The organism is Stenotrophomonas maltophilia group sp. SKK55 (assembly GCF_057179845.1).
The window spans coordinates 1-25,137 of the sequence record NZ_JBXUHP010000048.1; the positions used below are offsets into that span (position 1 = coordinate 1).

The window sequence follows — 25,137 nt, forward strand, 5'->3', positions numbered from 1 at the left end:
TGCTACAGAGCGATCGAAAAGACCTAGAGCCGAACGGTCGTCCGCGCCGGGCTCTCGGCACCTAAGGTGCCAGAGTCGGAAGAGATAAGAGCCGAGCCATGCTCGGCTCAGCGCAGCCGAGCGCAGGCTCGGCTCTACAGAGCACCAGAAGTGGAAGGAGCGGTAGCGCCGGGCCATGCCCGGCGTCACCGGTCAATGATCGGTGCGATCACCCAGCGGCTTCACCGGCTGCTTCTGCAGCGACAGCAGGCCCAGCAGCAGCGCCAGGGCCACGTAGGCGCCGGCAAACTGCACACTGATGATGCGCGCCAATCCTTCCAGCTCCCACGGCAGGTAGATGCCGCCGCGCGGATCCACCGAGTGGATCAGCCCGAACAGGGTCAGTACCGCCGCCACCAGCAGGAAGCCGCAGGCACGGCGCAGGCGGCCATCGACCATCGCCGCCACCGCCGAAATCCACAGCATCGAGGTGATGATGAAGCCGTTGCCGAGGGTGAAGATCACCGCCAGCTCCGGCAGGCCGTGGCCGTCGAGCTTGGTCAGCAGCTGGGGCAGCTGATCCGGTGCGATCCAGCCGGGTGCCTTGATCGCCAGCAGGTAGGCCACCGAAGGCAGGAAACCGAACACCATCGCGCCGGTATGGTGGCGCGGCGTGGCCTGGAAGGCCTGGGTAGTGATGTCGATGGCCACGTATACGATGATCGGTGCCAGCACCGCCAGCGGCAGCCACTGCACCAGCCCGGAGATGATGCCGAGCATGCCGCCGATGCCGACGAACAGGCCGGTCAGCAGCGTATAGCCGCTGCGCGCGCCCATGTGCTTGTACGCCGGCTGCCCGATGTACGGCGTGGTCTGCGCGACGCCGCCACAGACGCCTGCCACCAGCGTAGCCACCGCTTCCACCAGCAGGATGTCGCGGGTGCGGTAGTCATCGCCGGCCGCACGCGCGCTTTCAGACACATTGATGCCGCCGACCACCATCAGCAGGCCGAACGGCAGCAGCAGCGGCAGGTAGGTCATCGCAGTGGGCAGGCCGTCGAGGAAGCCCAGCGTCGGCAGCGGCAGCACCACCTGCGGCGGCACCCATTCCGGCACATGGAATCCCGGCGCACCCAGCCCGGCCAGGCCCAGGCCGTAATACAGCACGGTGCCGAACACGAAGGCCAGCAGCACGCCCGGGCCACGCACCGGCAGCTTGCCCTTGGCGATCAGCACATACAGCAGCAGGCCCAGCGTGGTGAAGCCGACCAGCGGCGAGCGCAGCGTTTCCAGCAGCGGCAGCAGGCCCATCAGCACCAGCGCGATGCCGGCGATGGAACCCAGCAGCGCGGCACGCGGCAGCGCGCGGGTGACTGCTTCACCGAAGAACGACAGCACGAACTTGAGCACGCCCATGATGACCAGCGCCGCCATGCCCAGCTGCCAGGTGGCGATGCCCGCCGCGTGCGGGTCCATGCCCTGCTGCTTGAAAGCGATGAAGGCCGGGCCAAGCACCAGCAGGGCCATGCCGATGCTGGTCGGGGCATCCAGGCCGAGCGGCATGGCGGTGACGTCGTCACGGCCGCTGCGCGCGGCCAGCCGGCGTGCCATCAGGGTGTACAGCAGGTTGCCTATCAGCACGCCGAAGGCCGTGCCGGGGAACATGCGGCCGAACACCACGTCGGCGGGGAACTGGAAGATCCCGACCAGGGCCATGGCGATGAAGCCGAGGATGGAAAGGTTGTCGACGACCAGGCCGAAGAAGCCGTTGAAGTCGCCGGCGACGAACCAGCGGCGCGGTGCGGCGGAAGCGGGAGCGGACATGGAAGGGGCGGTGGGGGTGGGGACCGCCGATGGTAGGCCCAGCGGGGCCTGGGCGCCAATTCCGCGGTGGAATGATGGGTTCCAGCCAACGGCGGGGCCCCTCATGGCTGGGCGCGGGTAGAGTCGACTGTTACTCGACTGGCATTGCGAGTTGGGCCGGTCGGGATGGGCTGCGCAGGACACGCCGTAAACCCGTCCGTGGGGGCTCGATGGCGCCATCCATGGCGCCAACGGTCCTGCGCAGCCCATCCCGACCGGCCTCCCACAGTTTCCTGCGCGTGCCAGCCACGGAAGAGAATCAAAAGATCAAAGGCAAAGGCAGGCTCTCGTTGTAGCGCCGAGCCCATGCCCGGCTGCTGTACGCGAAACCTCCGAGCCGAGCATGGCTCGGCTCTACAGAAGATCATTCCGATCATTCTTTCGTTCATCCACGCATGGCGTGGATCTACCGTGTCGACCAAGGTCGACGCCTACCAACAGCAGCGGAAGACTGTCGAAGGCGGGGTGGGTCCGGTTGCGGGGGCGTGAGCCGCATGGATGCGGCGACCGAGCTTACATGGACGTACTTGCAGCGTCCCCCGCAACCGGACCCACCCCGCCTACTCACGGCAAACCTGCTTTTGACCTTGCTTCGGCGGTTGCCGTGGTTTCGGCGGGTGCAGGGCGCAGCCCTGCATCGCCCCCCCCCTACTTCTTCAGGAAGTTGTCCACCAGCAGATGCTTCACGTCGTCGAAGCGACCGTTCAACACCGCCTTGGCCGCATACAGCGCCGTGCCGGCGACCTGCTTGGCCTCGATCTGCGGCGGCATCACCAGCTCGGCGCGACTCGTGTGCACGTCCAGCAATGCCGGGCCGCGCTGCGACAGGAAATCCTGCACCGCTTCCTCCAGATCCTCGCTGCGGGTGACCGTGCGGCCATGGAAGCCGATCACTTCGGCCAAGCGGCCGAAGTCCGGGTTCTTCAGGTCGGTGTAGTTGTCCAGAAGGCCTTCCACCTTCTGCTCCAGCTCGACGAAGTTCAGCGAACCATTGTTGAACACCACCACCTTGATCGGCAGGTTCTCCTGCACCGCCGTCAACAGATCACCCAGCAGCATCGCCAGGCCACCATCGCCGGACAGCGAGATCACCTGCCGGCCGGGGAAGGCCTTCTGCAGCCCCAGCGCCTGCGGCATCGCGTTGGCCATCGTTCCGTGCAGCAGGCTGGTCAGCGTGCGGCGGCGACCGTTCACGCGGATATGGCGCAGCACCCACACCATCGGCGAGCCGCCGTCGGCGGTGAACAGTGCATCTTCGGTGGCGTGCTTCGAGAGCAGCGCGGTCAGGTGCTGCGGATGGATCAATTCACCTTCGCCCGGCTGCTCCTCCTGTTCGCGCTTCTTCAGCGCCTTGTCGCGATGCTCGATGCACTCGTCCAGGAAGCTGCTGTCCTCGCGCGGCGGCAGCATCGGCAGCAGCGCGTCCAGGGTCGGTGCGATGTCACCGACCACGCCGAGGTTCACCGGATGGCGGCGGCCGAGGTGGCTGCCATCGCGGTCGACCTGGATGATGGTGGCCTTGTCCGGGTAGAACTGGCCCCAGGCGAAGTCGGCGCCGAGCAGCAGCAGCGTGTCGCACGCCATCAGCGCGTGGAAGCCGGACTCGATGCCGAAGATGCCGGTCATGCCCATGTTGTACGGGTTGTCCGGCTCGACGAAGTCCTTGGCGCGCGAGGTGTGCGCGATCGGGGCCTGCAGGCGCCGGGCCAGTTCCAGCAGCTGTGCGTGCGCGCCCTGGCAACCGGCACCGGCGTAGATGCCGATGCGCTTGCCCTGCCCCAGCAACTCGGCGATGCGCTGCAGTTCGGCGTCGGAGGGGCGCAGTACCGGCTGGGTGTAATGCACCGAGAACGGCACATCGTGCTTCACCTCGGCCTGGCTGATATCGGCCGGCAGGATCACCACCGCCACGCCACGGCGGCTGATCGCGGCCTGGCAGGCCAGGGCCACCACGCGTCGCGCCTGCTCCGGGCTGTGCACCTGCTCGCAGAACACCGTGCAGCTGCCATAGACCGCCTTGAAATCCACTTCCTGCGGAAATTCCATGCCCAGCTCACTGGTCACCACCTGGCTGGCGATCAGCACCATCGGCGCACGGTTGCGGTTGCTCTCAAACACGCCGTTGATGAAGTGCAGGCCACCGGGACCACAGGAGCCCGCACAGGCGGTCAACTCGCCGCTCACCAGCGAATCGGCGCCGGCAGCGAACGCTGCCACTTCCTCATGGCGCACGTGCACCCAGTCGATGTCACTTCGGTGCAGGGCATCGGTGACGTGGTTCAAGGTGTCGCCGACGATGCCATAACAGCGGCGGACGCCCGCCTGCTGCAGGGTCTCGACAACGATCTCGGCAACGCGCTTGCTCATCGGATACATCCTCGAACGGGGGAACGTCCGAGGCTAGACCTGATGAAGTGATGCCCCCGTGGGCGCGTCGCTCGTCGCCTCGATGTGCAAAATGCGGGCAGACGTCTCGTCAATCATTGACGTTGATCCAGCCCTCCACCGCGCCGCTTTTCGGGTTGTGATACCGCACCTTCAGCCAACCCTCCTGTTCATCCAGCAGTTCCACCCGATCGCCCTGCACCAGGTAACGCTTGGTGCTGGACGCACCAGGCCGGTCGAACAGGAACAGCCGCGCGGGTACCACGGTGGCCTGCTGGTCGCGCAACGGTCCATCCGGCGGTGCGCCCAGGCCATCGGTAATGGCACTTTCCAACACACGGCCGGCGGGATCATAGGTGCGCCAGACCGCCAACGGCCCGTTCTCTTCGCGTTGTTCCCACTGCAGCGCGGCGTTTACCGTATCGCCCAGCATCAGCACGCGCTCGGCGCGGTACAGATAGAGTGTCGCGCCTGCAAACCGGTACTGGTCGGTGTACCACATCGGGCCGCTGCGGCAGCTGCTGGTCAGGGTACGGCTGGGGCGGTCGACCATCAGGCCCATCAGCTCGCCGCAGCTCTCCCTGCCGTGGGTTTCAGCCCGCAGCGCGCGGAACCCGGCACTGGCGGGATCGAACCGGTACACCGCCACCGCTTCGTTGACCATGCCGACCGGGGCGCGTGCGACCAGTTCCGGGTAACCGTCGAAATCGACATCTTCGAGCGACCAGCGCGAACGGCCGTCGGCATCCACCGCGTCCTCCAACGTCTGGCGCTTGCCCGACGGCGACAGCTGCACTGCAATGCTGCCGTCCTGCTGGGGATCGGCGTGCGCCTGCACATGCGCGGCCACCTGGAAGCGCAGCGTTTCGCCCTCGTCCTCCGCCTGCGCCGTCGGTGCCAGCGCGCCGGCCAACACCAGGCCCAGCAGGCATTCCCTGTAGTTCATCATTGCTCCCTGCGGCACCGCAGCGGCACCTTCAACTCAGAACGATACCTCGACCGGCTGCCGCGACCACAGCACCGACTGATGCATGGTCTGCTGCTTCCACGCCAAGCGGATCGCTTCGATATCGGCGCGGCGCTGCGGGGTGTCCTCATGCAGCACCACCAGCACCTTGGTGCGCAGGCGGTTGGGCGCGGCATCGCCGCGGAACAGCCACTGGCCATAGGCATCGAACACGGTCAGGCCATCCGGGAAGCGCGGGGTCACTTCCTTGTCCAGGAAGGTGCGCCACTGCGCCTCGCTGATGGTGTCGGCCTGCGGACGGTTGCCGGCGCCCTGCTCCTCGCCCACGCCGAAGTACAGCTCGCTGCGCACCCAGCCGTGCGCGGAAGACGGGCGCGCGGCGTCGCCCTTCAGTTCGGCGGTAGTGGCCGTGGCATAGGCGCTGGGCGCCTGCGATGAGAGGCTGGCGCAGCCGCTGGTGGCCAACAGCACGGCAAAGACGAGGCCAAGGTGTTTCATCGGTACAGCTCCGGAGAGGGGGGGCAAGGCGAGCCGGCAGCGTACAGCGCCACCGGCCCGGCGTGCTGATGCCAACCGGGCATCAGCTCATGCCGGACCGGCAGGGGCTTGCATCCGCACCAGTCATCACGCGAAGATAATATATCGCTTCATCCGGATGGATGTAAGTGAAAATATCTCCCCTTCCCCCGTCGTCGTTGTTGCTGGAGCCCCCATGTCCGCCCGCCTGCTCGCGTCGCCGCTCGGCCTCGCCATCGCCCTCGCGCTTTCCTCCGCCGCCGCCCCGGCCCTGGCCCAGGACGCCACCAACCTGGACACGGTGATCGTCACCGGCACCCGTGCCGCCGACCGCACCGTGCTCGAATCCACCTCGCCGGTGGATGTGCTCACCGCCGAGGACATCCGCAAGGCCGGCGTGGTCAACGGTGAGCTGGGCAGCGCGCTGCAGGCGCTGCTGCCGTCGTTCAACTTCCCGCGCCAGTCAAACTCCGGTGGCGCCGACCATGTGCGCGCCGCGCAGCTGCGTGGCCTGTCACCGGACCAGGTGCTGGTGCTGGTCAACGGCAAGCGCCGCCACCACACCGCGCTGGTCAACACCGACAGCAAGATCGGCAAGGGCACCACCCCGGTCGATTTCAATTCGATTCCGGTCAGTGCGATCAAGCGCATTGAAGTGCTGCGCGATGGCGCAGGTGCGCTGTACGGCTCGGACGCCGTGGCCGGCGTGATCAACGTGATCCTCGACAACGGCGGTGACGGCGGCGAGATCGAGGCGAGCTACGGTGCCAACCACACCGACCTCAAGCCGATCGGCCGCACCCTCACCGATGGCCAGACCGGCAACCTCAGCGCCAAGGTCGGCACCTCGCTGGGCGAAGACGGTGGCTTCCTGCGCGTCGGCCTGGAATACAAGCACCGCAACGGCACCAACCGCGCCGGCTTCGACCAGATTCCGCCGTGGGACCAGACCCCGGGCAACCTGGCACTGCGGGACAAGCGCAACTATGTCCTGGGTGATGGCAAGAGCAAAGACATCAACCTGTGGCTGAACACCGAGATTCCGGTGGGCCAGACCTCGACGTTCTACGCGTTCGGTACCTTCAACCAGCGTGACACCGAAGGCGCGAACTACTTCCGCTATCCCGATGGCGATGCCAACTGGAAGCAGGTCTATCCGAATGGCTACCGGCCGATCTCCGAAGGTGAGAACCGCGACGTGCAGGCCGTGGCCGGTGTGCGCGGGCAGTGGAGCGAATGGAGCTACGACGGCAGCCTGGACTACGGCCAGAATGACTTCACCTATCGCCTGCGTGATTCGCTCAACGCCTCGCTGGGCCCGACCAGCCCGACCCGCTTCAAGACCGCCGATTACGAATATGCGCAGACCGTGGGCAACCTCGATCTGAGCCGCGTGTTCACCCAGAACGACAGCATCAGCCACACCCTGGGCCTGGGCGTGGAAGCACGCCATGAGCGCTACCAGACCCGCCCCGGCGACCCGGCCAGCTATGCCGCCGGTCCGTACACCGACCGCCCGACCGGTTCGCAGGCCGGTGGCGGCCTGACCCCGCAGGATGCGGCGCGCCTGTCGCGCGATGTGGCCAGTGCTTATGCCAGCCTGTCCAGCCAGTTCGGCGAAAAGTTCTCCACCGATCTGGCCGCGCGCTACGAGCACAACGACGACTTCGGCGGCGAGCTGACCGGCAAGCTCGGCCTGCGCTATGAGTTCACCCCGGCGTTCGCGCTGCGCGGCGCGATCTCCAACAACTTCCGCGCACCGTCGCTGGCGCAGGTCGGCTACGAGTCCACCTCTACCGGCTACAACGCAGGTGGCCAGCTGGTGCAGGGCCGCCTGCTGTCGGTCAACAATCCGATCGCACGCGGCCTGGGGGCACAGAACCTGAAGCCAGAGAAATCGCTGAACACTTCGCTCGGTTTCACCAGCCGCATCGGCGAGCATTTCGACCTGTCGCTGGACTTCTTCCAGATCGACATCGATGACCGCATCGCGCTGTCGGAGAGCATCACCGGCGATGCGCTGACCGACTACGTGGCCGCCAACTACGGCGTCAGCGGCCTGCAGAGCGCCAGCTTCTTCGTCAACGCCGCCGACACCCGCACCCGCGGTGCCGAACTGGTCACCAACTGGCGGCAGTCGCTGGGCGATGGCCAGCTGCTGCTGACCGGCACCTATGCCTATACCAAGACCACGCTGAAGAACGTGCTGGCCACGCCGGCCCAGCTGCAGGCGCTGGACCCGGATTATGTGCTGTTCGGGATTGAAGAGACCAACACGCTGACCGATGCCACACCGCGCACGCGTGGCAGTTTCTCGGCCGCATGGAGCAACGACCACTGGTCGCTGAGCACCCGCGTGAACCGCTATGGCAGCGCCACCCGCGTGTTCAACTTCGGTGACGGCTACATCCCGCGCCAGACCTACCAGGCCGAGTGGCAGCTGGATGCGGAAGTCGAATACCGCATCACCCCGCAGTGGAGCGTGGCCCTCGGTGGGCAGAACCTGACCGACAACTATCCGGATCGATCCAACAGCGATATCCACTACTTCGGCAACCTGCCGTACGACGTGCTGTCGCCGATCGGCAGCAACGGTGCGTACTACTACGGCCGCGTCCGCTATACCTTCTGATTGCTCTGGGTGTAATTGCCTTGGGTGGGTGCGGACCGTTGGTCCGCACTGCCCGGGTTCAATGCAGGCTGACCCTTTATGCCGACCAACGGTCGGCACCCACCGAAGCAAGGCCGTAGCCTGCCCTCGACCCCACGTACACGCCCACGCTGGCAAGCTGGGCTTCATGGCTGAACCGCTCCCCCTGCGTCCGCCGCCGCCATTGCTGGATGACGCCTGCGCGTTGTTCCTCGATGTCGACGGCACCCTGATCGAATTCGCTGCACGCCCGGATGCCGTGCAGCTGCTGCCGGATGTGCGCGAAGCCATCGGCCGCATCAGCGACCGCCTGGAAGGTGCCGTGGCACTGGTCAGTGGCCGCCCGCTCGAACAGCTGGATCAACTGTTCGCTCCGCTGCAACTGCCTGCTGCGGGCCTGCATGGCCATGAACTGCGTGGGCAGGATGGTCGCGTACTGCGCGACGAACACGATGACGACACCGCCGAATGGCTGCACGCACTGCACCAGCAGGCGATGCGCTTCGCCCACGGCCATCCCGGCGTGCTGGTGGAAGACAAGGGTGTCGGCCTGGCCCTGCACTGGCGCGGCGCGCCGCATGCAGCCAGGGACGTCCGCGCCTTCGCCGACCGCCACGTGCGGGGCCGTGCCAGCTACCGCCTGCAGCCCGGCGACCATGTGGTCGAATTCGTGCCCGTCGGCACCGACAAGGGCCGTGCGGTGCTTCGGATGATGCAGTACCTGCCCTTCCGTGGTCGCCTGCCGGTGTTCCTCGGCGATGACCTGACCGATGAGTTCGGCTTCGATGCCGCCAACGGCCAGCATGGCTGGAGCGTGCTGGTGGGTGAACGTGAACCCAGCGCGGCGGTGTTCGCGCTGCCCGACATACGCAGCGTGCACGCCTGGCTGCGTGAGAATGCCTATTGACCCGGCCACCCCCCACGGCCGCAACCGAGATGTACCGCGTGATGACCCAACCCGATCTTGATCTGGGCGTGGTCGGCAACGGCAGCTTCGGCGCCCTGGTCGACAAACGTGCCCGCGTTGTCTGGAGCTGCCTGCCCACCTTCGACGGCGACCCTACCTTCTGTGCGCTGCTCGGCCCCAACCAGCAGACCGGTGGCGACTTCGCCATCGAGCTGGAAGACTTCGCCAGCAGCGAGCAGGAATACCTGACCAACACGGCGATCCTGCGCACCGTGCTGCGCGACGCGCACGGCGGCGAACTGGAAATCCTCGACTTCGCCCCACGCTGGCGCCAGAACGACCGTTTCTACCGCCCGGTCAGCCTGATCCGCCAGGTGCGTCCGCTGGCCGGCAGCCCGCGCATCACCGTACGCGCACGCCCGCTGGCGGACTGGGGCGCGCGCGTTCCGGAATCCACCTGGGGCAGCAACCATGTGCGCTGGGTGCTGCCCGAACACGTGCTGCGGCTGACCACCGACGTGCCGGTGCGCTTCGTGCGCGACGGCCTGCCGTTCGTGCTCAACCATCCCATCCACCTGATCCTGGGCGTGGATGAATCGCTCAACCGTTCGATCAGCGGCTATGTGCAGGAGGCCTTCCAGCGTACCCGCGACTACTGGCGCGAATGGGTGCGCTACCTGTCCATTCCCCTGGAATGGCAGGACGCGGTGATCCGCAGTGCGATCACGCTGAAGCTGTGCCAGTACGAGGACAGCGGCGCGATCATCGCGGCAATGACCACCTCTATTCCTGAAGCCCCCGGCAGCGTGCGCAACTGGGACTACCGCTACTGCTGGCTGCGTGATGCGGCATTCGTGGTGCGGGCGCTGAACCGCCTCGGCGCCACGCGCACGATGGAACAGTTCCTCGGCTACATCTTCAACCTGGCCACCACCGACGGCACGCTGCAGCCGCTGTACGGCATCGGCTTCGAAGCCAAGCTGGACGAAGATGAGGTCCCCAGCCTGTCCGGCTACCGCGGCATGGGCCCGGTACGGCGCGGCAATCTGGCCTGGGTGCAGCGCCAGCACGATGTCTACGGCAGCGTCGTGCTGGCGTCCACGCAGCTGTTCTTTGACCGGCGCCTGCAGGACCCGGGTGATGCGCACACCTTCGCCCGCCTCGAACCCCTCGGCGAGCAGGCTTTCGCCCTGCACGACGTACCCGATGCCGGCCTGTGGGAGTTCCGCGGCCGCACCGAGGTGCACACCTACACCAGCGCGATGTGCTGGGCCGCCTGTGACCGCCTGTGCAAGATCGCCGTACGGCTGAAGCGCGACGACCGCGCCCACTACTGGCGCACACGTGCCGACACCATCCACGCGCGCATCATGGCCGAATCCTGGAGCGAAGAGCTGGGCCACTTCACCGATACCTTCGGTGGCCATCGCCTGGACGCCTCGCTGCTGCTGCTGGCCGACATCGGCTTCATCGACGCGATGGACGCCCGCTTCATCGCCACCGTCGAAGCCATCGGCCGTGACCTCAAGCATGGCAATTCGCTGTACCGCTATGTCGCTCCGGATGACTTCGGTGAACCGGAAACCAGCTTCACCATCTGCACGTTCTGGTACATCGATGCGCTGGCGGCGATCGGGCGCCTGGACGAGGCGCGCGAGATGTTCGAGCTGCTGCTGAAGCAGCGCAATCACCTGGGCCTGCTGTCGGAGGATCTGGCCTTCGACACCGGCGAGGCCTGGGGCAACTTCCCGCAGACCTATTCGCATGTCGGCCTGATCACCGCCGCGATGCGCCTGTCGCGGTCCTGGCAGGAGGCATCGTGAGTCGTCTGGTCGTGGTATCAAATCGTGTGGCCGTGCCCGGCGAGAACCGCGCAGGCGGCCTGGCGGTCGGCCTGCTGGCCGCCCTGAAGGAGCGCGGCGGCCTGTGGTTCGGCTGGAGCGGCAAGACCGTAAAGGAAGGCAGCGGCACGCTGCACCGGCAGAAGGACGGTGACATCGACTACGTCACCATGGACCTGAGCAAGCGCGAGGTCGATGGCTACTACAATGGTTTCGCCAACCGCACGCTGTGGCCATTGCTGCACTTCCGGCTGGACCTGGTCGACTACGACCGCGGCACCCGCGAGACCTACCACAAGGTCAATGCGCTGTTCGCCGACAAGCTCGCGCCATTGCTGCGCGAGGACGACATCGTCTGGATCCACGACTACCACCTGATCCCGCTCGGCGCACTGCTGCGCGAGCGCGGCATCGGCTGCCGCATCGGCTTCTTCCTGCACATCCCGATGCCGTCGGCCGACCTGCTGCAGGCCATGCCCGATCATCTGCGGTTGTTCTCCGCGCTGTACGCCTACGACCTGGTCGGCTTCCAGACCCAGCGCGATGCCGATCGCTTCCAGACCTACCTGCGCCTGTTCGGTGGTGGCCGCGTGCTCGACAACGGTGAGCTGGAAGCACCCGGTGGGCGCCGATTCCGCGCGGCGGCCTTCCCGATCGGCATCGACACCGACCTGATCGCACGCCAGGCCGGCACCGCCGCGACCAAGACCGCAGTGAAGAACCTTCGCAGCAGCCTGCGGGACCGCCAGCTGGCGATCGGCGTGGATCGCCTGGATTACTCCAAGGGACTGCCCGAACGCTTCCTCGGCTTCGAGCGCTACCTGCAGCGCCACCCGGACCAGCGCGGCTCGCTCACCTACCTGCAGATCGCGCCGGTCTCGCGCGGCGACGTCACCGAGTACCGGCAGCTGCGCAGCCAACTGGAACAGATCGCCGGCCACATCAACGGTGGCCACGCCGAGCCGGACTGGACGCCGCTGCGCTACGTCAACCAGAACTTCACCCATGCCACGCTCACCGGCTTCTACCGGGCGGCGGCGGTCGGCCTGGTCACGCCGCTGCGCGATGGCATGAACCTGGTGGCCAAGGAATACGTGGCCTCGCAGGACCCGGAGGATCCCGGCGTGCTGGTGCTGTCACTGCTGGCTGGCGCCGCCGACGAACTGAAGCAGGCACTGCTGGTGAACCCGCATGATCTGGACGGCGTGGCCGATGCGATCGCCACCGCAGCGACGATGTCGCTGAGCAGGCGCAAGGAACGCTGGCACGCGATGATGGAACATCTGCGCACCTACGACATCAACCACTGGCGCCGCAGCTACCTCGACGCACTCGAAGGCTGAAGAAAAAGGGGACGGAGGGGATTAAGTCGTTTGTGCACAAACGACTTAATCCCCTCCGTCCCCTTTTTCGTCAATCCAGGAACCGCGCGGCCTGTTCCGGTGCGGGTAGATGGCAGGTGTCATGCCGACCGAACCAGCGGTAACGGTTGCGTGCCAGCGCGCGATACGCCGCATCACGCCAGCCGCGCGGCACGAGCCGCAGCACGCCGGCCAGGCGCCAGGCGCCACCCAGCCCCGCAAGTACGCGCAGGATCGCATCGGTATCGGTCCAGGCACCCTGTGCGTCCAGCAGCAGGAACGACATCGGGTCCTGCGGATCCAGCCCGTGCGCGCGCAGCATCGCGCTGCCCTTCTGCCCCTGCATCGCTGCAAAGCGGTAGCGCCCCCTGCGGTCGAAACGCAGCAGGAACCGCACCCAGCGATTGCACAGTGCGCACACGCCATCGAACACGATCACCGCGCTGCCAGCCTCGGCGGCAGCGTCACTGCGGTTCGAGCCAACCTTCATAGCGGATCAGGGCTCCGGCCCAGGGCAGCGTCACATCGACCAGGAAAGTGTAGCGCTCACCCTGCCAGGCTTCACGGCAGCGCACACCGCCGAACCAACGCGTCGGCAGCGGCAGCAGCCCGAACGCCCAGACCCGGCGCACCGACCAGTCGATACCACCGTCGCGGGCCCGCAGCGCGAACTCGAAGCGCACCGCGCCCAGCTGCTCGCGCAGATGCCCGTCGTGCGCCCACAGCCGCGACACCATTGGCCAGCACCCGAACCGCCGCGCCCACTGCTCGCCCTGCCGGTAGCGGTTGAACGCCACCTCGGTGGGCAGCGCGTCACCGTCCTGTGGCAACCGCGCCAACGCAGCCAGCAGCGGCACCAGCCAGTGCCGCCCCCTCACGATGCGGGCCTGCCCTGCGTAGCGGCACGGCAACGGCGCGGCATGCAGCGCCTGCACCGGTCCTGCCAGGGTCGCGAAGGCCGGCCCCAGCACACGCGCGAACAGCGGCGGAGTCAGGGCGCGATCCAGGCCAGGGTCGCCATGCGCCCGGTGCGACGATCGCGCCGATGCGAATACAGGTCCGGGTCGGCCATCGTCGACACCGTGCCGCCATACACCTGTGCCGGGTCCATCCCCGCAGACTGCAGGCGCTGCCGCGCCAGCGCGAACAGGTCCACTTTCCAGTGTCCGGGACGGGTCGCGACGAACGCCCGCTCAGCAGCGGGATCATGGCCGACGAAGGCGTGATAGACCTCCTCGCCGATCTCATAGTCGGACGGCCCGGCGGCCGGGCCCAACCAGGCCCGCAGCTGCGCCGGCGGCGTCTGCAGGGCGGCTACCGTGGCCTCCAGCATGCCGTCGGCCAGCCCCCGCCAGCCGGCATGGGCCGCGCCCACCTCGCTGCCGTCGGCGGCGGCGAACACCACCGGCAGGCAGTCGGCGGTCAGGATCGCCAGCACCACGCCCGGCACCGAGGTCACCGCCGCGTCGGCCACCGGCTCGCTCGCGCCGGGCACCGGCGGTGCATCGAAGCGCAGCACGGTGCTGCTGTGCACCTGGCGCAGCCAGTGCGGCGCCGACGGCAGCGCCAGCCCCTGCTGCAGCAGCTGACGGTTGTGCTCAACGTTGGCCGGGGTATCACCATCGGCCGCGTGCCGGTTGCCCAGGTTGAACTGCGCGAACGGCGCCGGCGAGATGCCCGCGCCGTGCCGGCGCGTTGTCAGCGCATGGACGCCTGCGGGCGCCGGCCAGTCGGCCTGCAGCAACGGCAGCGCGGCCGCCATCACCAGCGGTCCCGCTCGCGGGCGGCGAAGGCTTCGCTGTCTTCGCGCAGCACCTTCAGCAGGTGCAGCATGTCCTCCGGCACCGGCGCGGTGTTGCGCACCGGTTCACCGGTGATCGGGTGCGTGAACTCCAGGGTCTCGGCGTGCAGGGCCTGGCGCTTGAAGCCGCGCAGCGCGGCCACCAGCTCGTCGCTGGCGCCCTTGGGCAGCTTCAGCGCGCCGCCATACAGCGGGTCGCCGATGATCGGATGGCGCACGTGCGCCATGTGCACGCGGATCTGGTGGGTACGGCCGGTTTCCAGGCGGCACTCCAGCGCGGTGTGTGCCCGGAAGCGCTCGCGCAGGCGGTAGTGGGTCACCGCTTCCTTGCCGTCCTCACGCACCGCCATCTTCAGGCGATCGCGCGGGTGGCGGTCGATCGGGGCATCGGCAGTACCACCGGCCACCAGCGCGCCCATCACGATGGCCAGGTACTGACGGTGCACGTCACGTGCCGCCAGCTGCTCGACCAGCGCGGTCTGCGCTTCCAGGGTCTTGGCCACCACCATCACGCCGCTGGTGTCCTTGTCCAGGCGGTGCACGATGCCGGCGCGCGGCAGCACCGCCACCGACGGATCGCGGAACAGCAGCGCGTTGACCAGGGTGCCGCTGTGGTTGCCGGCACCCGGATGGACCACCAGGCCCACCGGCTTGTTGATCACCAGCAGGTGCTCGTCCTCGAACAGCACGTCCAGCGGGATGTCCTCCGGCTGGGCGTCGGTCTGGGTTTCCAGCACCGCGTTGAGGGTCACCACCTCGCCGCCACGCAGCGGATCGCGCGGGCGCACCTGGGCACCGTCCAGCAGGACCTCACCGGCCTTGATCCACTCGGTCAACCGCGAGCGCGAGTATTCGGGGAACAGTTCGGCCACGACCGCGTCGAAACGACGGCCGGCAGCGGTGTCGGGGACAATGGCCTGGCGGGCCGATTCAGAGGGTTGTTCAGACATGGCAGGGGGCATTCTTTGAAATTTTGGGGTCCCGGCGGCCGGTTTCAGTCGCTGGACAGGACACTAGGCTATCATCGACCCTTCGTATTCCAGCCGCGTCCCGCCTCGACCCCATGATCCGACGCTCCGCCATGCTCTCCGCGCCCGTCCGCCTCACCGCCCTGCTGCTGGTGCTGGTCATCGCCGCAACCGGCTGCCATCGCGGCGCCAAGAAGGGTGATCGCCCCGATGAAGGCGTGCCGGTCGAACAGCTGTACGAGAAAAGCCACAAGCTGATGCAGGGCGGCAACTGGAGCGGCGCCGAAGCCAGCTTCCGCCGCCTGGTGGCCCAGTATCCGTACGGTCCGTACACCGAGCAGGCGATGATCGAAACCGCCTACGCCCAGTACAAGGCCGGCAAGCACGATGACGCGGTGTCCAGCATCGACCGCTTCATCCGTACCTACCCGACCCACCGCAACATTGCCTATCTGTACTACCTGCGCGGCCTGGCCAACTCCAACCGCAGTACGGTTTTTCTGCGCCGCGTATGGTCGCTGGATGCCAGCCGCCGCGACCTGTCCACGCCGCACCAGGCGTACTCGGACTTCAACATCGTGGTTGATCGTTATCCGAACAGCCGCTACGCCGCCGATGCGCGCCAGCGCATGCTGGAGCTGCGTGACGTGTTCGCCCAGCACGAGCTGGACAACGCGCTGTACTACATGCGCCGCGGCGCTTGGGTGTCAGCCGTGGGCCGCGCCAACTACCTGCTGGAAACCTACCCGCAGAGCGCCTTCCAGTACGACGCCGTGGCCGTGCTGGCCGATTCCTACACCCACCTGGGCAACAAGACCCTGGCCGACGACGCCCGCCGCGTCCTGCAGCTGAACCAGCCGGACCACCCGTGGCTGGAAGGCAAGTGGCCGAAGTACCCGTGGATGATCCGCAAGCTGAACCCGTTCGCCGGCGAGAAGTCCGCCAGCACCGGCCAGCGCAACGCGCGACTGGAAAAGAAGTAAGCGAGGGCCCCGAAAGGGGCCCTTCTTCTTTGTAGAGTCGAGCCATGCTCGACTGCTTTCCTCGTCCGCCTCCCCGCGCCGGGGCGGCACCTAGGAATGCTACGAATCCACGGCGGATGCGACGCCGGTCGCAGCCCGCCCGGGCACGGCCATCCACACTGCAGCGCCACGGCCACACCGGCCATCACGGAGCGCCCCATGGCCTCACTGCCCCGCAGTATCCGCCCTCTGTCCTGCCTCCTCGCCATCGCGCTGCTGGCGCTGGCCTCGGCGCCGCCGGCCGCCGCACAGGGCGCACCGGGCGATCTGCTGTCCGCAGCCCCCTATCGCGCCACCTGGGTGCCGTCCCAGGCCGCCCAGGCCTACAAACTGCACTACCGCACTCCTGACCACCGCGGGCAGCTGGCCGAAGGCACCGGCCTGCTGTACCTGCCCGCCGGCACGCCGCCCATCGGTGGTTGGCCGGTGGTGTCGTGGGCGCATGGCACCCAGGGCATTGCGGATCGTTGTGCGCCCTCGGTCTCCGGCCCCTACCAACCCGAACGCGACGGGCGCTTTCTCGATCGGTTCCTGGCGCAGGGCTATGCCGTGGTCGCCGCGGATTACCAGGGCCTCGGAAGCTCAGGCGACCATGCCTATCTGCATGTGCGCACTGCCGCGCGCAACGCCATCGACATGATCAAGGCCAGCCGCCAGTACCTCGGCAACGGGACGCTGTCGCCGCGCTGGGTGTCGGTCGGCCATTCGCAGGGCGGTGCCGCCGCGCTCACGGCGGGCCACATGGCCCCCACCTATGGTGGACCGTCACTGCAGTACCGCGGCAGCTTCACCACCGGCACGCCCACCGCAGTCGAACTGACCGCGTTGGTGATGAAGCCGGACAACCGCGCCGCCAATCCGGGCGCGCTCAACGCGTATCACGCGTATCTGCTCGATGGCCTGCTGCAGGTCGCGCCACAGATCGACCGCGTCCTCAGCGACGCCGGCCGCGCCCGTGTGGCCCTGGCACGCGAGCAGTGCCTGGGCGAACTGGCCACCACGCTGGACGGCGCCGACACCGGCAGCATGTCCACTGCGCCGCTGGCCAGCGTGCCGGGCATCTGGGCGGTGCTGTACGACTATCTCGGCGTACCGCGCCGCGGCTTCAGCCAACCGCTGATGTTGGGCCATGGCAGCCAGGACCGCGATGTGCCCTACCTGACCACCCTGCTGTACGCCGCTGGGCTGGCCCTGCGAGGCGAGCCGGTCGCGTTCCGGCGCTACCCCGTCGACCACCGGGGCACGCTGGACGCAGCGGCGGTCGATGGCGTGGGGTTCGTACGTGCGCGACTGGGGGACGATCCCTTCAACGACGCTGCGGAAACCGCCGGCCTCGAACAGTTGCTCGACGGAGTCCGGTAGATCCACGCCAAGCGTGGATGATCTTCGACCATCGTGCGGACCAAGCTCCGCACCCACCGGGGAGGGGCCAACGGGTTGCCGGCCAGCGGCCGGCACGACCCGCCAAGCGCTGCCTCAGCCCTTGTAGCCGTTGCTGATCGGGTAGCGCCGCTCGCGGCCGAACGCGCGGCGCGAGACCTTCGGCCCCGGCGCGGCCTGGTGCCGCTTCCACTCGCTGATGCGCACCAGGCGCAGCACGCGGTCGACCACGGCTGCGTCGTAGCCGGCGGCCACGATCTCGCCGCGCGACTGCTCCTGGTCGATGTAGCGGTAGAGGATGCCGTCCAGCACGTCATAGGCCGGCAGCGAGTCCTGGTCCAGCTGGTTCTCGCGCAGCTCGGCCGACGGCGGGCGGCTGATCACCGCCGGCGGGATCACCGGTGCGCCGCCCACGGTATTGCGCCACTTGGACAGGCCGAATACTTCGGTCTTGTACAGGTCCTTCAGCGGCGCGTAGCCACCGCACATGTCGCCGTAGATGGTGGCGTAGCCGACCGCGTACTCGCTCTTGTTGCCGGTGGTCAGCAGCAGGCCGCCGAACTTGTTGGCCAGCGCCATCAGGATCACGCCGCGGCTGCGCGACTGCAGGTTCTCTTCGGTCACGTCCGGCGCGGTGCCTTCGAACATCGGCGCCAGCGATTCCATCAGGCCCTTGAACGCCGGCTCGATCGACACAGCCTCAAGCTTCACCCCCAGCGCCCGGCACTGCTCGGCGGCCAGGTCGTTGGACAGGCCGGCGGTGTAGCGCGACGGCAGGCGCACGGCGGTCACGTTCTCCGCGCCCATCGCATCCACGGCCAATGCCAGCACCAGGGCCGAGTCGATGCCACCGGACAGGCCCAGCCACACCTTCCTGAAACCGTTCTTGCGGCAGTAGTCCTGGATGCCACGGGTCACCGCGCGCCAGGCCAGCGCGTCCATGCTCTCGTCGCCGTCGTCCATCCACACATGCGGCATGAAGCGGCGGGTCTCACCGTCATACTCCACCACCAGCCACTGGTCGACGAAGGCAGCAGCGGCCGGGTGCACCGTGCCATCACCATCCGCCACCACCGAAGCACCGTCGAACACCAGCGCATCCTGGCCGCCCACCACGTTGAGGTAAGCGATGGCCGCCCCGCTCTCGCGGGTACGCGCGGCCAGCACGGCGTCGCGCTGGGCGTGCTTGCCACGCTCGTAGGGCGAAGCATTCGGCACCACCACCAGCTGCGCACCCGCGCGCATGGTGTCGGCCAGCGGCTCGGCAAACCACAGGTCCTCGCAGATCAGCAGGCCGACCGGAATGCCATTGACCTCGAACACGCAGCTGCCACCATCCGGATCGACGTCGAAGTAGCGGCGCTCGTCGAACACCGCGTAGTTGGGCAGTTCGCGCTTGCGGTAGGTCTGCTCGACCAGGCCGTCACGCAGTACGCTGGCAGCGTTGTAGACCACCGCGCCAGCCGCCTGTGGCCAGCCGACCACGGCGGTGATGCCACGGCAGGCGGTGGCGATGCGGGTCAACGCCTGCTCGCACTCGTACAGGAAACCCGGGCGCAGCAGCAGGTCCTCCGGCGGGTAGCCGCTCACCGCCAGCTCGGGGAACATCACCAGCTCGGCGCCGTACTCATCGCGCGCCTGGCCGATCATCTCGATGATGCGCTCGGTGTTGCCGGCGACGTCGCCGACCGGGAAGTCGAACTGCGCCATCGCGATGCGGATCGAAGCCATGGGAATCCAGCCTGTGGTTGCAATGCCGCCATTGTAGCGCTGCGCCATGCGCACGCCGGGCGCGCTCACTGCGTGGACAGCCCTGGCTCAGTAGATCCACGCCATGCGTGGATGGGGTTGCCGGGATGGCCGGGGCGACAGACGCAGAAAAGCCGCCCGAGGGCGGCTTTTCCAAAGCAAGCCGAGCGTGGGCTCGGCTCTACAGAATCGGCTGCCAGAGGCAGCCGATCTTATTTCACCAGCTTGGCGATGGCAGCGCCCAGGTCGCCCGGCGAGCGGACGGTGACCACGCCAGCGGCTTCCATCGCGGCGAACTTGCCTTCCGCGGTGCCCTTGCCGCCCGAGGCGATCGCGCCCGCGTGGCCCATGCGCTTGCCGGCCGGAGCCGACGCACCGGCGATGAAACCGACGACCGGCTTCTTCACGTGGTTCTTGATGTACTCGGCGCCGGCTTCTTCGGCGTCACCGCCGATTTCGCCGACCATGATGATGCCTTCGGTCTGCGGGTCTTCGTTGAACAGCTTCAGGCAGTCGACGAAGTTCAGGCCGTTGATCGGGTCACCGCCGATGCCGATGCAGGTGGACTGGCCCAGGCCGACTTCGGTGGTCTGCTTGACCGCTTCATAGGTCAGGGTGCCCGAACGCGACACGATGCCGATCTTGCCCGGCTTGTGGATGTGGCCCGGCATGATGCCGATCTTGCACTCGCCCGGGGTGATGACGCCCGGGCAGTTCGGCCCGATCAGCACGGTGTCCGGGTAGGAACGGGTCAGCACGTTCTTGACGCGCAGCATGTCCAGCACCGGGATGCCTTCGGTGATGCAGACGATGACCTTGATGCCGGCAGCCGCAGCTTCCAGGATCGCGTCGGCCGCGAACGGCGGCGGCACGTAGATGACCGAAGCGTTGGCGCCGGTGCTCTGCACGGCGTCGGCAACGGTGTTGAAGACCGGCAGGTCGATGTGGGTGGTGCCACCCTTGCCCGGGGTCACGCCGCCAACAACCTGGGTGCCGTACTCGATCATCTGAGTGGCGTGGAAGGTGCCCTGCTGGCCGGTGAAGCCCTGCACGATCACCTTGGTGTTCTTGTTAATCAAAACAGACATGGGAATTTCCTTCGGTGTCGTGGATCAGGCGGCGTTCTTGACCGCTTCAACGACCTTCTTGGCGCCGTCGTTGATGTTGTCAGCCGGGATGATGGCCATGCCGCTGTCACGCAGCAGCTGCTTGCCCTCTTCCACGTTGGTGCCTTCCAGGCGCACCACGACCGGAACCTTGACGCCCACTTCCTTCACGGCGGCGATGATGCCTTCGGCAATCATGTCGCAGCGGACGATGCCGCCGAAGATGTTGACGAAGATGCCTTCAACCTTGTCCGAGGACAGGATCAGCTTGAACGCTTCGATGACGCGCTGCTTGTTCGCACCGCCGCCCACGTCCAGGAAGTTCGCCGGCTCGCCGCCGTTGAGCTTGATGACGTCCATGGTGGCCATGGCCAGGCCGGCACCGTTCACCATGCAGCCGATGTTGCCGTCCATGGTGACGTAGTTGATGTCCAGCTCCGAAGCGGTCACTTCGGTTTCATCTTCCTGGGACTTGTCGCGCATCGCGACCAGTTCCTTGTGGCGGAAGTTGGCGTTGTCGTCGCTGTTGAACTTGCCGTCCAGCGCGTACAGGTTGCCGTCGTCCAGGATCGCCAGCGGGTTGATCTCAACCAGCGCCAGGTCCTTCTCGTTGAAGATGCGGTACAGGTTCACCATGATGTTGGCGAACTGGCCGGCCTGCTTGGCGGTCAGGCCCATCTTGAAGCCGATGTCACGGCCGTGGTAACCCTGCACGCCCTCGACGAAGTCCACGTTCAGGGTGTGGATCTTGTCCGGGGTCTCGGCAGCGACCTGCTCGATTTCCATGCCGCCTTCGGAAGAGGCGATGTAGCTGATGGTGCGGGTGCCGCGATCCACCAGGACCGACAGGTACAGCTCCTTGACGATCTCACCGGCGGTGGTCACCAGCACCAGGTTGATCGGCAGCTCGACGCCGGCGGTCTGGTAGGTGGCCATCTTGGTGCCGAGCATCTTGGCCGCTGCGGCCTTCACGTCGTCGACGGTCTTGCAGAACTTGACGCCGCCAGCCTTGCCGCGGCCGCCAGCGTGGATCTGCGCCTTGACCATCCAGGGGCCCTGGCCCAGCGACTGGGCGACTTCAACCGCCTCGTCCGGGGTCGCCGCGACCTTGCCGGCCGGGACCGGGATGCCGTATTCGGCAAGCAGTTGTTTTGCCTGGTATTCGTGGAAATTCATGCGTCACCGTGGGAATAGGAACGACCGCACGCAATTCCTCAGGGCCCCCTCAAAGAGGCACCGGCACGGACCGCGGCGGGCCCACTATTGTGGCCGAGCCGGCGCCGGGGCGCAAAGAAGTCTGTACAAAACGCCAGACCCGGCCAGATTTTCGCCGTCATTCAGGCAGTTGCGCCCGGGGGCCGGCTGGCCAGCGGTATCCATCCCAGGCCAAATGCGCGATCCGGGCCGCACCGGCGGGCGCCTGCCGGGGGCCCTATACTGGTCAACCAGGGTGTGCAGCGTCGGGGGTGCTCGACGGCTTCCACCGCAGGCCACATCGAAGCGACGTACCGCCCGGCCTCAGGGGACGCCGGGCAGGCCCGCCGCAGATTCCAGACCCAGGCAGCCAGAAGGGGAGTTCCGGCGTGTCACCCAGCGCTTCATTGATCGACCGCATCGAATCGATTCCGCGGCGTGAGCTGTATTTCTTCGCGCTGTACCGGGTGCTGATCGCCTCGGTCATCGCCGCCCTGCTCTACAGCCCGCTGTCGGCGATGGTCGGCGAAGCCCACCACCCGCGGCTGGCCGACACCGTCGCTGCCATCTACCTGGTGCTGTCGCTGCTGGCGCTGGTGATCGGCCGCAACGAACGCTGGCTGCGCCCGATCGTGGTCAGCGGCGTGCTGGTAGACATCGTCGCCGCCACCCTGCTGTCGCATGCCCTGCCCGGTGCCAGCGCCGGCATCTCGATGTCGCTGCTGTTCAACATCGCCGCTGCCGCCACCCTGCTGCCGCTCAGCCTGGGGCTGGGCCTGGCACTGGCCGCCAGCCTCGCCACCGGCGTCGAATACACCTGGAAGCTGCTGGAAGGCGGCGACCCCACCCGCACCCTGGCCGAACTGGCGATGTTCGCCACCAGCTACCTGGCGCTGGCCTTCATCAGTTACCAGGTCGGCAGCCGCGCGCGCCGCAACCAGCAGCTGGCCAACCAGCGCGGCGACGAAGTAGCCAACCTGTTCCAGATCAACGAGCTGATCATCCGCCGCATGCGCACCGGCGTGCTGGTGGTCGACGCCGACAACCGTGTCACCCTGGCCAACGAGGCCGCCTCGATGCTGCTCGGTGACAGCGACGGCAGCGGCGAAAGCGGCCGCCTGGACCTGGCCAGCGCCGCCCCGGAACTCGCCCGTCGCCTGCAGCGCTGGCGCAACGGCTGGGCCCAGGACGAACTGCCGCTGCAGCTCAACCCCGACCAGCCCGAAGTGCAGCCCCGCTTTGCGCGCCTGCTGGCCGGCAGCGAGCTGGCCCTGGTGTTCCTGGACGACTCCAGCGTGGTCTCGCGCCGTGCCGAATCGCTCACCCTGTCAGCAATGGGGCGCTTCTCGGCCAGCCTCGCCCACGAGATCCGCAACCCGCTGGCCGCGATCAACTACGCGGTGCAGCTGCTGGAAGAAGGCACCGGCTTCAACGAAAGCGACCGCCGCCTGCTGCAGATCATCCGCCAGCAGTGCCAGCGCACCAACGGCATCGTCGAAAGCGTGCTGGGCCTGGCCCGGCGCGAGCGCGCCACGCCCGAAAACGTCGACCTGGCCGCCTTCGTGCGCCGCTTCGTGCTGGAGTACAAGCAGGGGCAGACGCTGGAGACCGACAGCATCGAACCGATCATCAACGACACCTCGGTGCTGGCCCAGGTCGACAGCAAGCACCTCTACCAGGTGCTGACCGTGCTGGTGCACAACGCGCTCAAGTATGGCCGCATCGGCCAGCAACCGGCGCGGGTGCGCCTGCGCGTGGCGCAGCACGAGCGCAGTGCGGTCATCGACGTGATGGATCGTGGCCCCGGCATCCCAGAGAGCGTGGCCGCGCAGTTGTTCCGGCCGTTCTTCACCACGTCCGAGCACGGCACCGGGCTGGGTCTGTACATCGCCCGCGAGCTGTGCCGAGCCAACCAGGCACGGCTGGACTACATCCCGGTACCCGCCGGCGGCTCCTGCTTCCGCCTGGTGTTGCCCGGCCCGCACACGCTGTTGCCCACCTGATCTCCATTCTGTGCGTCAAACATTTGTCGCTTCCAGCCCCCTCGTTTATCTTTCACGCCCATGAACGAAACCCGCAGCGCCCTCGTCGTCGACGACGAACGCGACATCCGCGAACTGCTGGTACTGACGCTCGGCCGCATGGGGCTGCGCATCAGTACCGCAGCCAACCTTGCCGAAGCGCGCGAACTGCTGGCCAGCAATCCGTACGACCTGTGCATCACCGACATGCGCCTGCCCGACGGCAACGGCATCGAGCTGGTCAGCGAGATCGCCCAGCACTACCCGCGCACGCCGGTGGCGATGATCACTGCCTTTGGCAGCATGGACCTGGCGGTGGAAGCGCTGAAGGCCGGCGCCTTCGATTTCGTCAGCAAGCCGGTGGACATCGCCGTGCTGCGTGGCCTGGTCAAGCACGCGCTGGAACTCAACAACACCGAGCGGCCCGTGCCCGGCCCTGCCGCCGAACAAGGGGCGCGACTGCTCGGCGACTCGCCGGCCATGGACGTGCTGCGCACCACCATCGGCAAGGTCGCGCGCAGCCAGGCGCCGGTCTACATCCTCGGTGAATCCGGCGTGGGCAAGGAGCTGGTCGCACGCACCATCCACGCCCAGGGCGCCCGCGCGGCCGGCCCGTTCGTGCCGGTCAACTGCGGCGCCATTCCCGGCGAGCTGATGGAGAGCGAATTCTTCGGCCACCGCAAGGGCAGCTTCAGCGGCGCCCACGCCGACAAGCCCGGGCTGTTCCAGGCCGCGCATGGCGGCACCCTGTTCCTGGACGAAGTGGCCGAGCTGCCCCTGCAGATGCAGGTGAAGCTGCTGCGCGCGATCCAGGAAAAGTCGGTGCGCGCGGTCGGCGCCGCCAACGAGGAGCCGGTGGACGTGCGCATCCTCTCGGCCACCCACAAGGACCTGGCCGAGCTGGTCGAGGACGGGCGCTTCCGCCACGACCTGTACTACCGCATCAACGTGATCGAACTGAAGGTGCCGCCGCTGCGCGAGCGTCGCCAGGATCTGCCGGGACTGGCCGCGTCGGTGCTGGCACGGCTGGCCCGCAGCCACGGCCGCCCGACGCCTTTGCTGGCGCCGTCGGCATTGGATGCACTGGCCCAGTACGCCTTCCCCGGCAACGTGCGCGAACTGGAGAACATCCTGGAACGCGCGCTGGCCCTAGCCGAAGATGACCGCATCGGCGCCGACGACCTGCGCCTGCCGCAGCATGCCCCGCGCACGCCCGGCAGCGCAGCACACGCCGAAGCCGTGGTGGACCTGCAGCCCGGCAGCGCCGCCCTGCCCTCGTACATCGAACAGCTCGAGCGCAGTGCCATCCAGCGCGCGCTGGAAGAAAACCGCTGGAACAAGACCCGCACCGCCGCGCAGCTGGGCATCACCTTCCGCGCGCTGCGCTACAAGCTGAAGAAGCTGGGGATGGAGTAGAGCCGAGCCCA

19 protein-coding genes are annotated in these 25,137 nt (G+C 67.4%); 8 read left to right on the plus strand and 11 right to left on the minus strand.

What is annotated here, in order from left to right:
- Nucleotides 1–192: 192 nt before the first annotated feature.
- The 4 genes from AC2A1N_RS14545 to AC2A1N_RS14560 form a co-directional block, all read right to left on the minus strand.
- Nucleotides 193–1,803 (minus strand): SulP family inorganic anion transporter, encoded by a 1,611-nt coding sequence (locus AC2A1N_RS14545; protein ID WP_061480773.1) that lies wholly within the window; start codon nucleotides 1,801–1,803, stop codon nucleotides 193–195.
- 687 nt (nucleotides 1,804–2,490) lie between these two features.
- On the minus strand, nucleotides 2,491–4,209 hold the full coding sequence (locus AC2A1N_RS14550; protein WP_242894387.1) for a thiamine pyrophosphate-dependent enzyme: 1,719 nt from the start codon (nucleotides 4,207–4,209) through the stop codon (nucleotides 2,491–2,493).
- Between the two features lie 109 nt (nucleotides 4,210–4,318).
- A complete protein-coding gene (locus AC2A1N_RS14555; protein ID WP_242894382.1) occupies nucleotides 4,319–5,173 on the minus strand; it encodes an SH3 domain-containing protein in 855 nt (284 codons plus the stop codon).
- Between the two features lie 36 nt (nucleotides 5,174–5,209).
- Nucleotides 5,210–5,692, minus strand: a complete 483-nt coding sequence (locus tag AC2A1N_RS14560) for a DUF3574 domain-containing protein (protein ID WP_242894379.1) — start codon at nucleotides 5,690–5,692, stop codon at nucleotides 5,210–5,212.
- 214 nt (nucleotides 5,693–5,906) lie between these two features.
- On the opposite strand from AC2A1N_RS14560, the gene AC2A1N_RS14565 reads away from it, so the two are divergent.
- From AC2A1N_RS14565 to otsA, 4 genes are all read left to right on the plus strand, one after another.
- A complete protein-coding gene (locus AC2A1N_RS14565; protein ID WP_242894375.1) occupies nucleotides 5,907–8,342 on the plus strand; it encodes a TonB-dependent receptor plug domain-containing protein in 2,436 nt (811 codons plus the stop codon).
- Between the two features lie 166 nt (nucleotides 8,343–8,508).
- The gene (otsB, locus tag AC2A1N_RS14570) at nucleotides 8,509–9,267 is read left to right on the plus strand and encodes a trehalose-phosphatase (protein WP_061480563.1); all 759 of its coding nucleotides are present in this window, start codon (nucleotides 8,509–8,511) and stop codon (nucleotides 9,265–9,267) included.
- A gap of 41 nt (nucleotides 9,268–9,308) precedes the next feature.
- Nucleotides 9,309–11,090, plus strand: coding sequence for a glycoside hydrolase family 15 protein (locus tag AC2A1N_RS14575; RefSeq protein WP_188239675.1), 1,782 nt, complete (start codon nucleotides 9,309–9,311; stop codon nucleotides 11,088–11,090).
- The gene (otsA, locus tag AC2A1N_RS14580; protein WP_134969526.1) at nucleotides 11,087–12,451 is read left to right on the plus strand and encodes an alpha,alpha-trehalose-phosphate synthase (UDP-forming); all 1,365 of its coding nucleotides are present in this window, start codon (nucleotides 11,087–11,089) and stop codon (nucleotides 12,449–12,451) included. Before AC2A1N_RS14575 ends, otsA begins: the two co-directional genes overlap by 4 nt.
- Before the next feature lie 70 nt (nucleotides 12,452–12,521).
- Here otsA and AC2A1N_RS14585 read toward each other — a convergent pair whose 3' ends face one another.
- From AC2A1N_RS14585 to rluD, 4 genes are read right to left on the minus strand one after another with little or no spacing between them, the layout of a single operon-like run.
- Nucleotides 12,522–12,959, minus strand: a complete 438-nt coding sequence (locus AC2A1N_RS14585; RefSeq protein WP_154351292.1) for a thiol-disulfide oxidoreductase DCC family protein — start codon at nucleotides 12,957–12,959, stop codon at nucleotides 12,522–12,524.
- The gene (locus AC2A1N_RS14590; RefSeq protein WP_242891972.1) at nucleotides 12,934–13,440 is read right to left on the minus strand and encodes a DUF4166 domain-containing protein; all 507 of its coding nucleotides are present in this window, start codon (nucleotides 13,438–13,440) and stop codon (nucleotides 12,934–12,936) included. The genes AC2A1N_RS14585 and AC2A1N_RS14590 overlap by 26 nt, the downstream gene beginning before the upstream one ends.
- Nucleotides 13,441–13,460: 20 nt before the next feature.
- Complete coding sequence (gene pgeF, locus AC2A1N_RS14595) at nucleotides 13,461–14,231, minus strand: peptidoglycan editing factor PgeF (RefSeq protein ID WP_061480570.1); 771 nt, start codon at nucleotides 14,229–14,231, stop codon at nucleotides 13,461–13,463.
- Nucleotides 14,231–15,220: a 23S rRNA pseudouridine(1911/1915/1917) synthase RluD gene (gene rluD / locus AC2A1N_RS14600; protein ID WP_080376926.1), complete on the minus strand. Its 990-nt coding sequence runs from the start codon at nucleotides 15,218–15,220 to the stop codon at nucleotides 14,231–14,233. The genes pgeF and rluD overlap by 1 nt, the downstream gene beginning before the upstream one ends.
- Nucleotides 15,221–15,333: 113 nt before the next feature.
- Between rluD and AC2A1N_RS14605 the strand changes: the two genes are divergently transcribed.
- Both AC2A1N_RS14605 and AC2A1N_RS14610 read left to right on the plus strand, forming a co-directional pair.
- A complete protein-coding gene (locus AC2A1N_RS14605) occupies nucleotides 15,334–16,221 on the plus strand; it encodes an outer membrane protein assembly factor BamD (RefSeq protein WP_032960726.1) in 888 nt (295 codons plus the stop codon).
- Between the two features lie 198 nt (nucleotides 16,222–16,419).
- Nucleotides 16,420–17,622, plus strand: coding sequence for a lipase family protein (locus tag AC2A1N_RS14610; RefSeq protein WP_484372692.1), 1,203 nt, complete (start codon nucleotides 16,420–16,422; stop codon nucleotides 17,620–17,622).
- 114 nt (nucleotides 17,623–17,736) lie between these two features.
- Here the strand turns inward: AC2A1N_RS14610 and AC2A1N_RS14615 are convergent, their stop codons facing one another.
- The 3 genes from AC2A1N_RS14615 to sucC form a co-directional block, all read right to left on the minus strand.
- A complete protein-coding gene (locus AC2A1N_RS14615; protein ID WP_065178926.1) occupies nucleotides 17,737–19,371 on the minus strand; it encodes an NAD+ synthase in 1,635 nt (544 codons plus the stop codon).
- 230 nt (nucleotides 19,372–19,601) lie between these two features.
- Nucleotides 19,602–20,477, minus strand: a complete 876-nt coding sequence (gene sucD, locus AC2A1N_RS14620) for a succinate--CoA ligase subunit alpha (protein ID WP_005418610.1) — start codon at nucleotides 20,475–20,477, stop codon at nucleotides 19,602–19,604.
- A gap of 24 nt (nucleotides 20,478–20,501) precedes the next feature.
- Nucleotides 20,502–21,671 carry an ADP-forming succinate--CoA ligase subunit beta gene (gene sucC / locus AC2A1N_RS14625; protein WP_005418614.1) on the minus strand — a complete coding sequence of 390 codons (1,170 nt, stop codon included), beginning with the start codon at nucleotides 21,669–21,671 and terminating at the stop codon, nucleotides 20,502–20,504.
- 407 nt (nucleotides 21,672–22,078) lie between these two features.
- On the opposite strand from sucC, the gene AC2A1N_RS14630 reads away from it, so the two are divergent.
- Both AC2A1N_RS14630 and AC2A1N_RS14635 read left to right on the plus strand, forming a co-directional pair.
- Complete coding sequence (locus AC2A1N_RS14630) at nucleotides 22,079–23,692, plus strand: sensor histidine kinase (RefSeq protein WP_061480577.1); 1,614 nt, start codon at nucleotides 22,079–22,081, stop codon at nucleotides 23,690–23,692.
- A 60-nt stretch (nucleotides 23,693–23,752) separates the two neighbouring features.
- The gene (locus AC2A1N_RS14635; protein WP_242891976.1) at nucleotides 23,753–25,126 is read left to right on the plus strand and encodes a sigma-54-dependent transcriptional regulator; all 1,374 of its coding nucleotides are present in this window, start codon (nucleotides 23,753–23,755) and stop codon (nucleotides 25,124–25,126) included.
- Nucleotides 25,127–25,137: the final 11 nt, after the last annotated feature.

Coding starts and splice junctions, on each gene's coding strand:
- AC2A1N_RS14545 (WP_061480773.1), bottom strand. CDS start 1,803: ATGTCCGCTCCCGCTTCCGCCGCACCGCGCCGCTGGTTCGTCGCCGGC.
- AC2A1N_RS14550 (WP_242894387.1), bottom strand. CDS start 4,209: ATGAGCAAGCGCGTTGCCGAGATCGTTGTCGAGACCCTGCAGCAGGCG.
- AC2A1N_RS14555 (WP_242894382.1), bottom strand. CDS start 5,173: ATGAACTACAGGGAATGCCTGCTGGGCCTGGTGTTGGCCGGCGCGCTG.
- AC2A1N_RS14560 (WP_242894379.1), bottom strand. CDS start 5,692: ATGAAACACCTTGGCCTCGTCTTTGCCGTGCTGTTGGCCACCAGCGGC.
- AC2A1N_RS14565 (WP_242894375.1), top strand. CDS start 5,907: ATGTCCGCCCGCCTGCTCGCGTCGCCGCTCGGCCTCGCCATCGCCCTC.
- otsB (WP_061480563.1), top strand. CDS start 8,509: ATGGCTGAACCGCTCCCCCTGCGTCCGCCGCCGCCATTGCTGGATGAC.
- AC2A1N_RS14575 (WP_188239675.1), top strand. CDS start 9,309: ATGACCCAACCCGATCTTGATCTGGGCGTGGTCGGCAACGGCAGCTTC.
- AC2A1N_RS14585 (WP_154351292.1), bottom strand. CDS start 12,959: ATGAAGGTTGGCTCGAACCGCAGTGACGCTGCCGCCGAGGCTGGCAGC.
- pgeF (WP_061480570.1), bottom strand. CDS start 14,231: ATGGCGGCCGCGCTGCCGTTGCTGCAGGCCGACTGGCCGGCGCCCGCA.
- rluD (WP_080376926.1), bottom strand. CDS start 15,220: ATGTCTGAACAACCCTCTGAATCGGCCCGCCAGGCCATTGTCCCCGAC.
- AC2A1N_RS14605 (WP_032960726.1), top strand. CDS start 15,334: ATGATCCGACGCTCCGCCATGCTCTCCGCGCCCGTCCGCCTCACCGCC.
- AC2A1N_RS14610 (WP_484372692.1), top strand. CDS start 16,420: ATGGCCTCACTGCCCCGCAGTATCCGCCCTCTGTCCTGCCTCCTCGCC.
- AC2A1N_RS14615 (WP_065178926.1), bottom strand. CDS start 19,371: ATGGCTTCGATCCGCATCGCGATGGCGCAGTTCGACTTCCCGGTCGGC.
- sucD (WP_005418610.1), bottom strand. CDS start 20,477: ATGTCTGTTTTGATTAACAAGAACACCAAGGTGATCGTGCAGGGCTTC.
- sucC (WP_005418614.1), bottom strand. CDS start 21,671: ATGAATTTCCACGAATACCAGGCAAAACAACTGCTTGCCGAATACGGC.
- AC2A1N_RS14635 (WP_242891976.1), top strand. CDS start 23,753: ATGAACGAAACCCGCAGCGCCCTCGTCGTCGACGACGAACGCGACATC.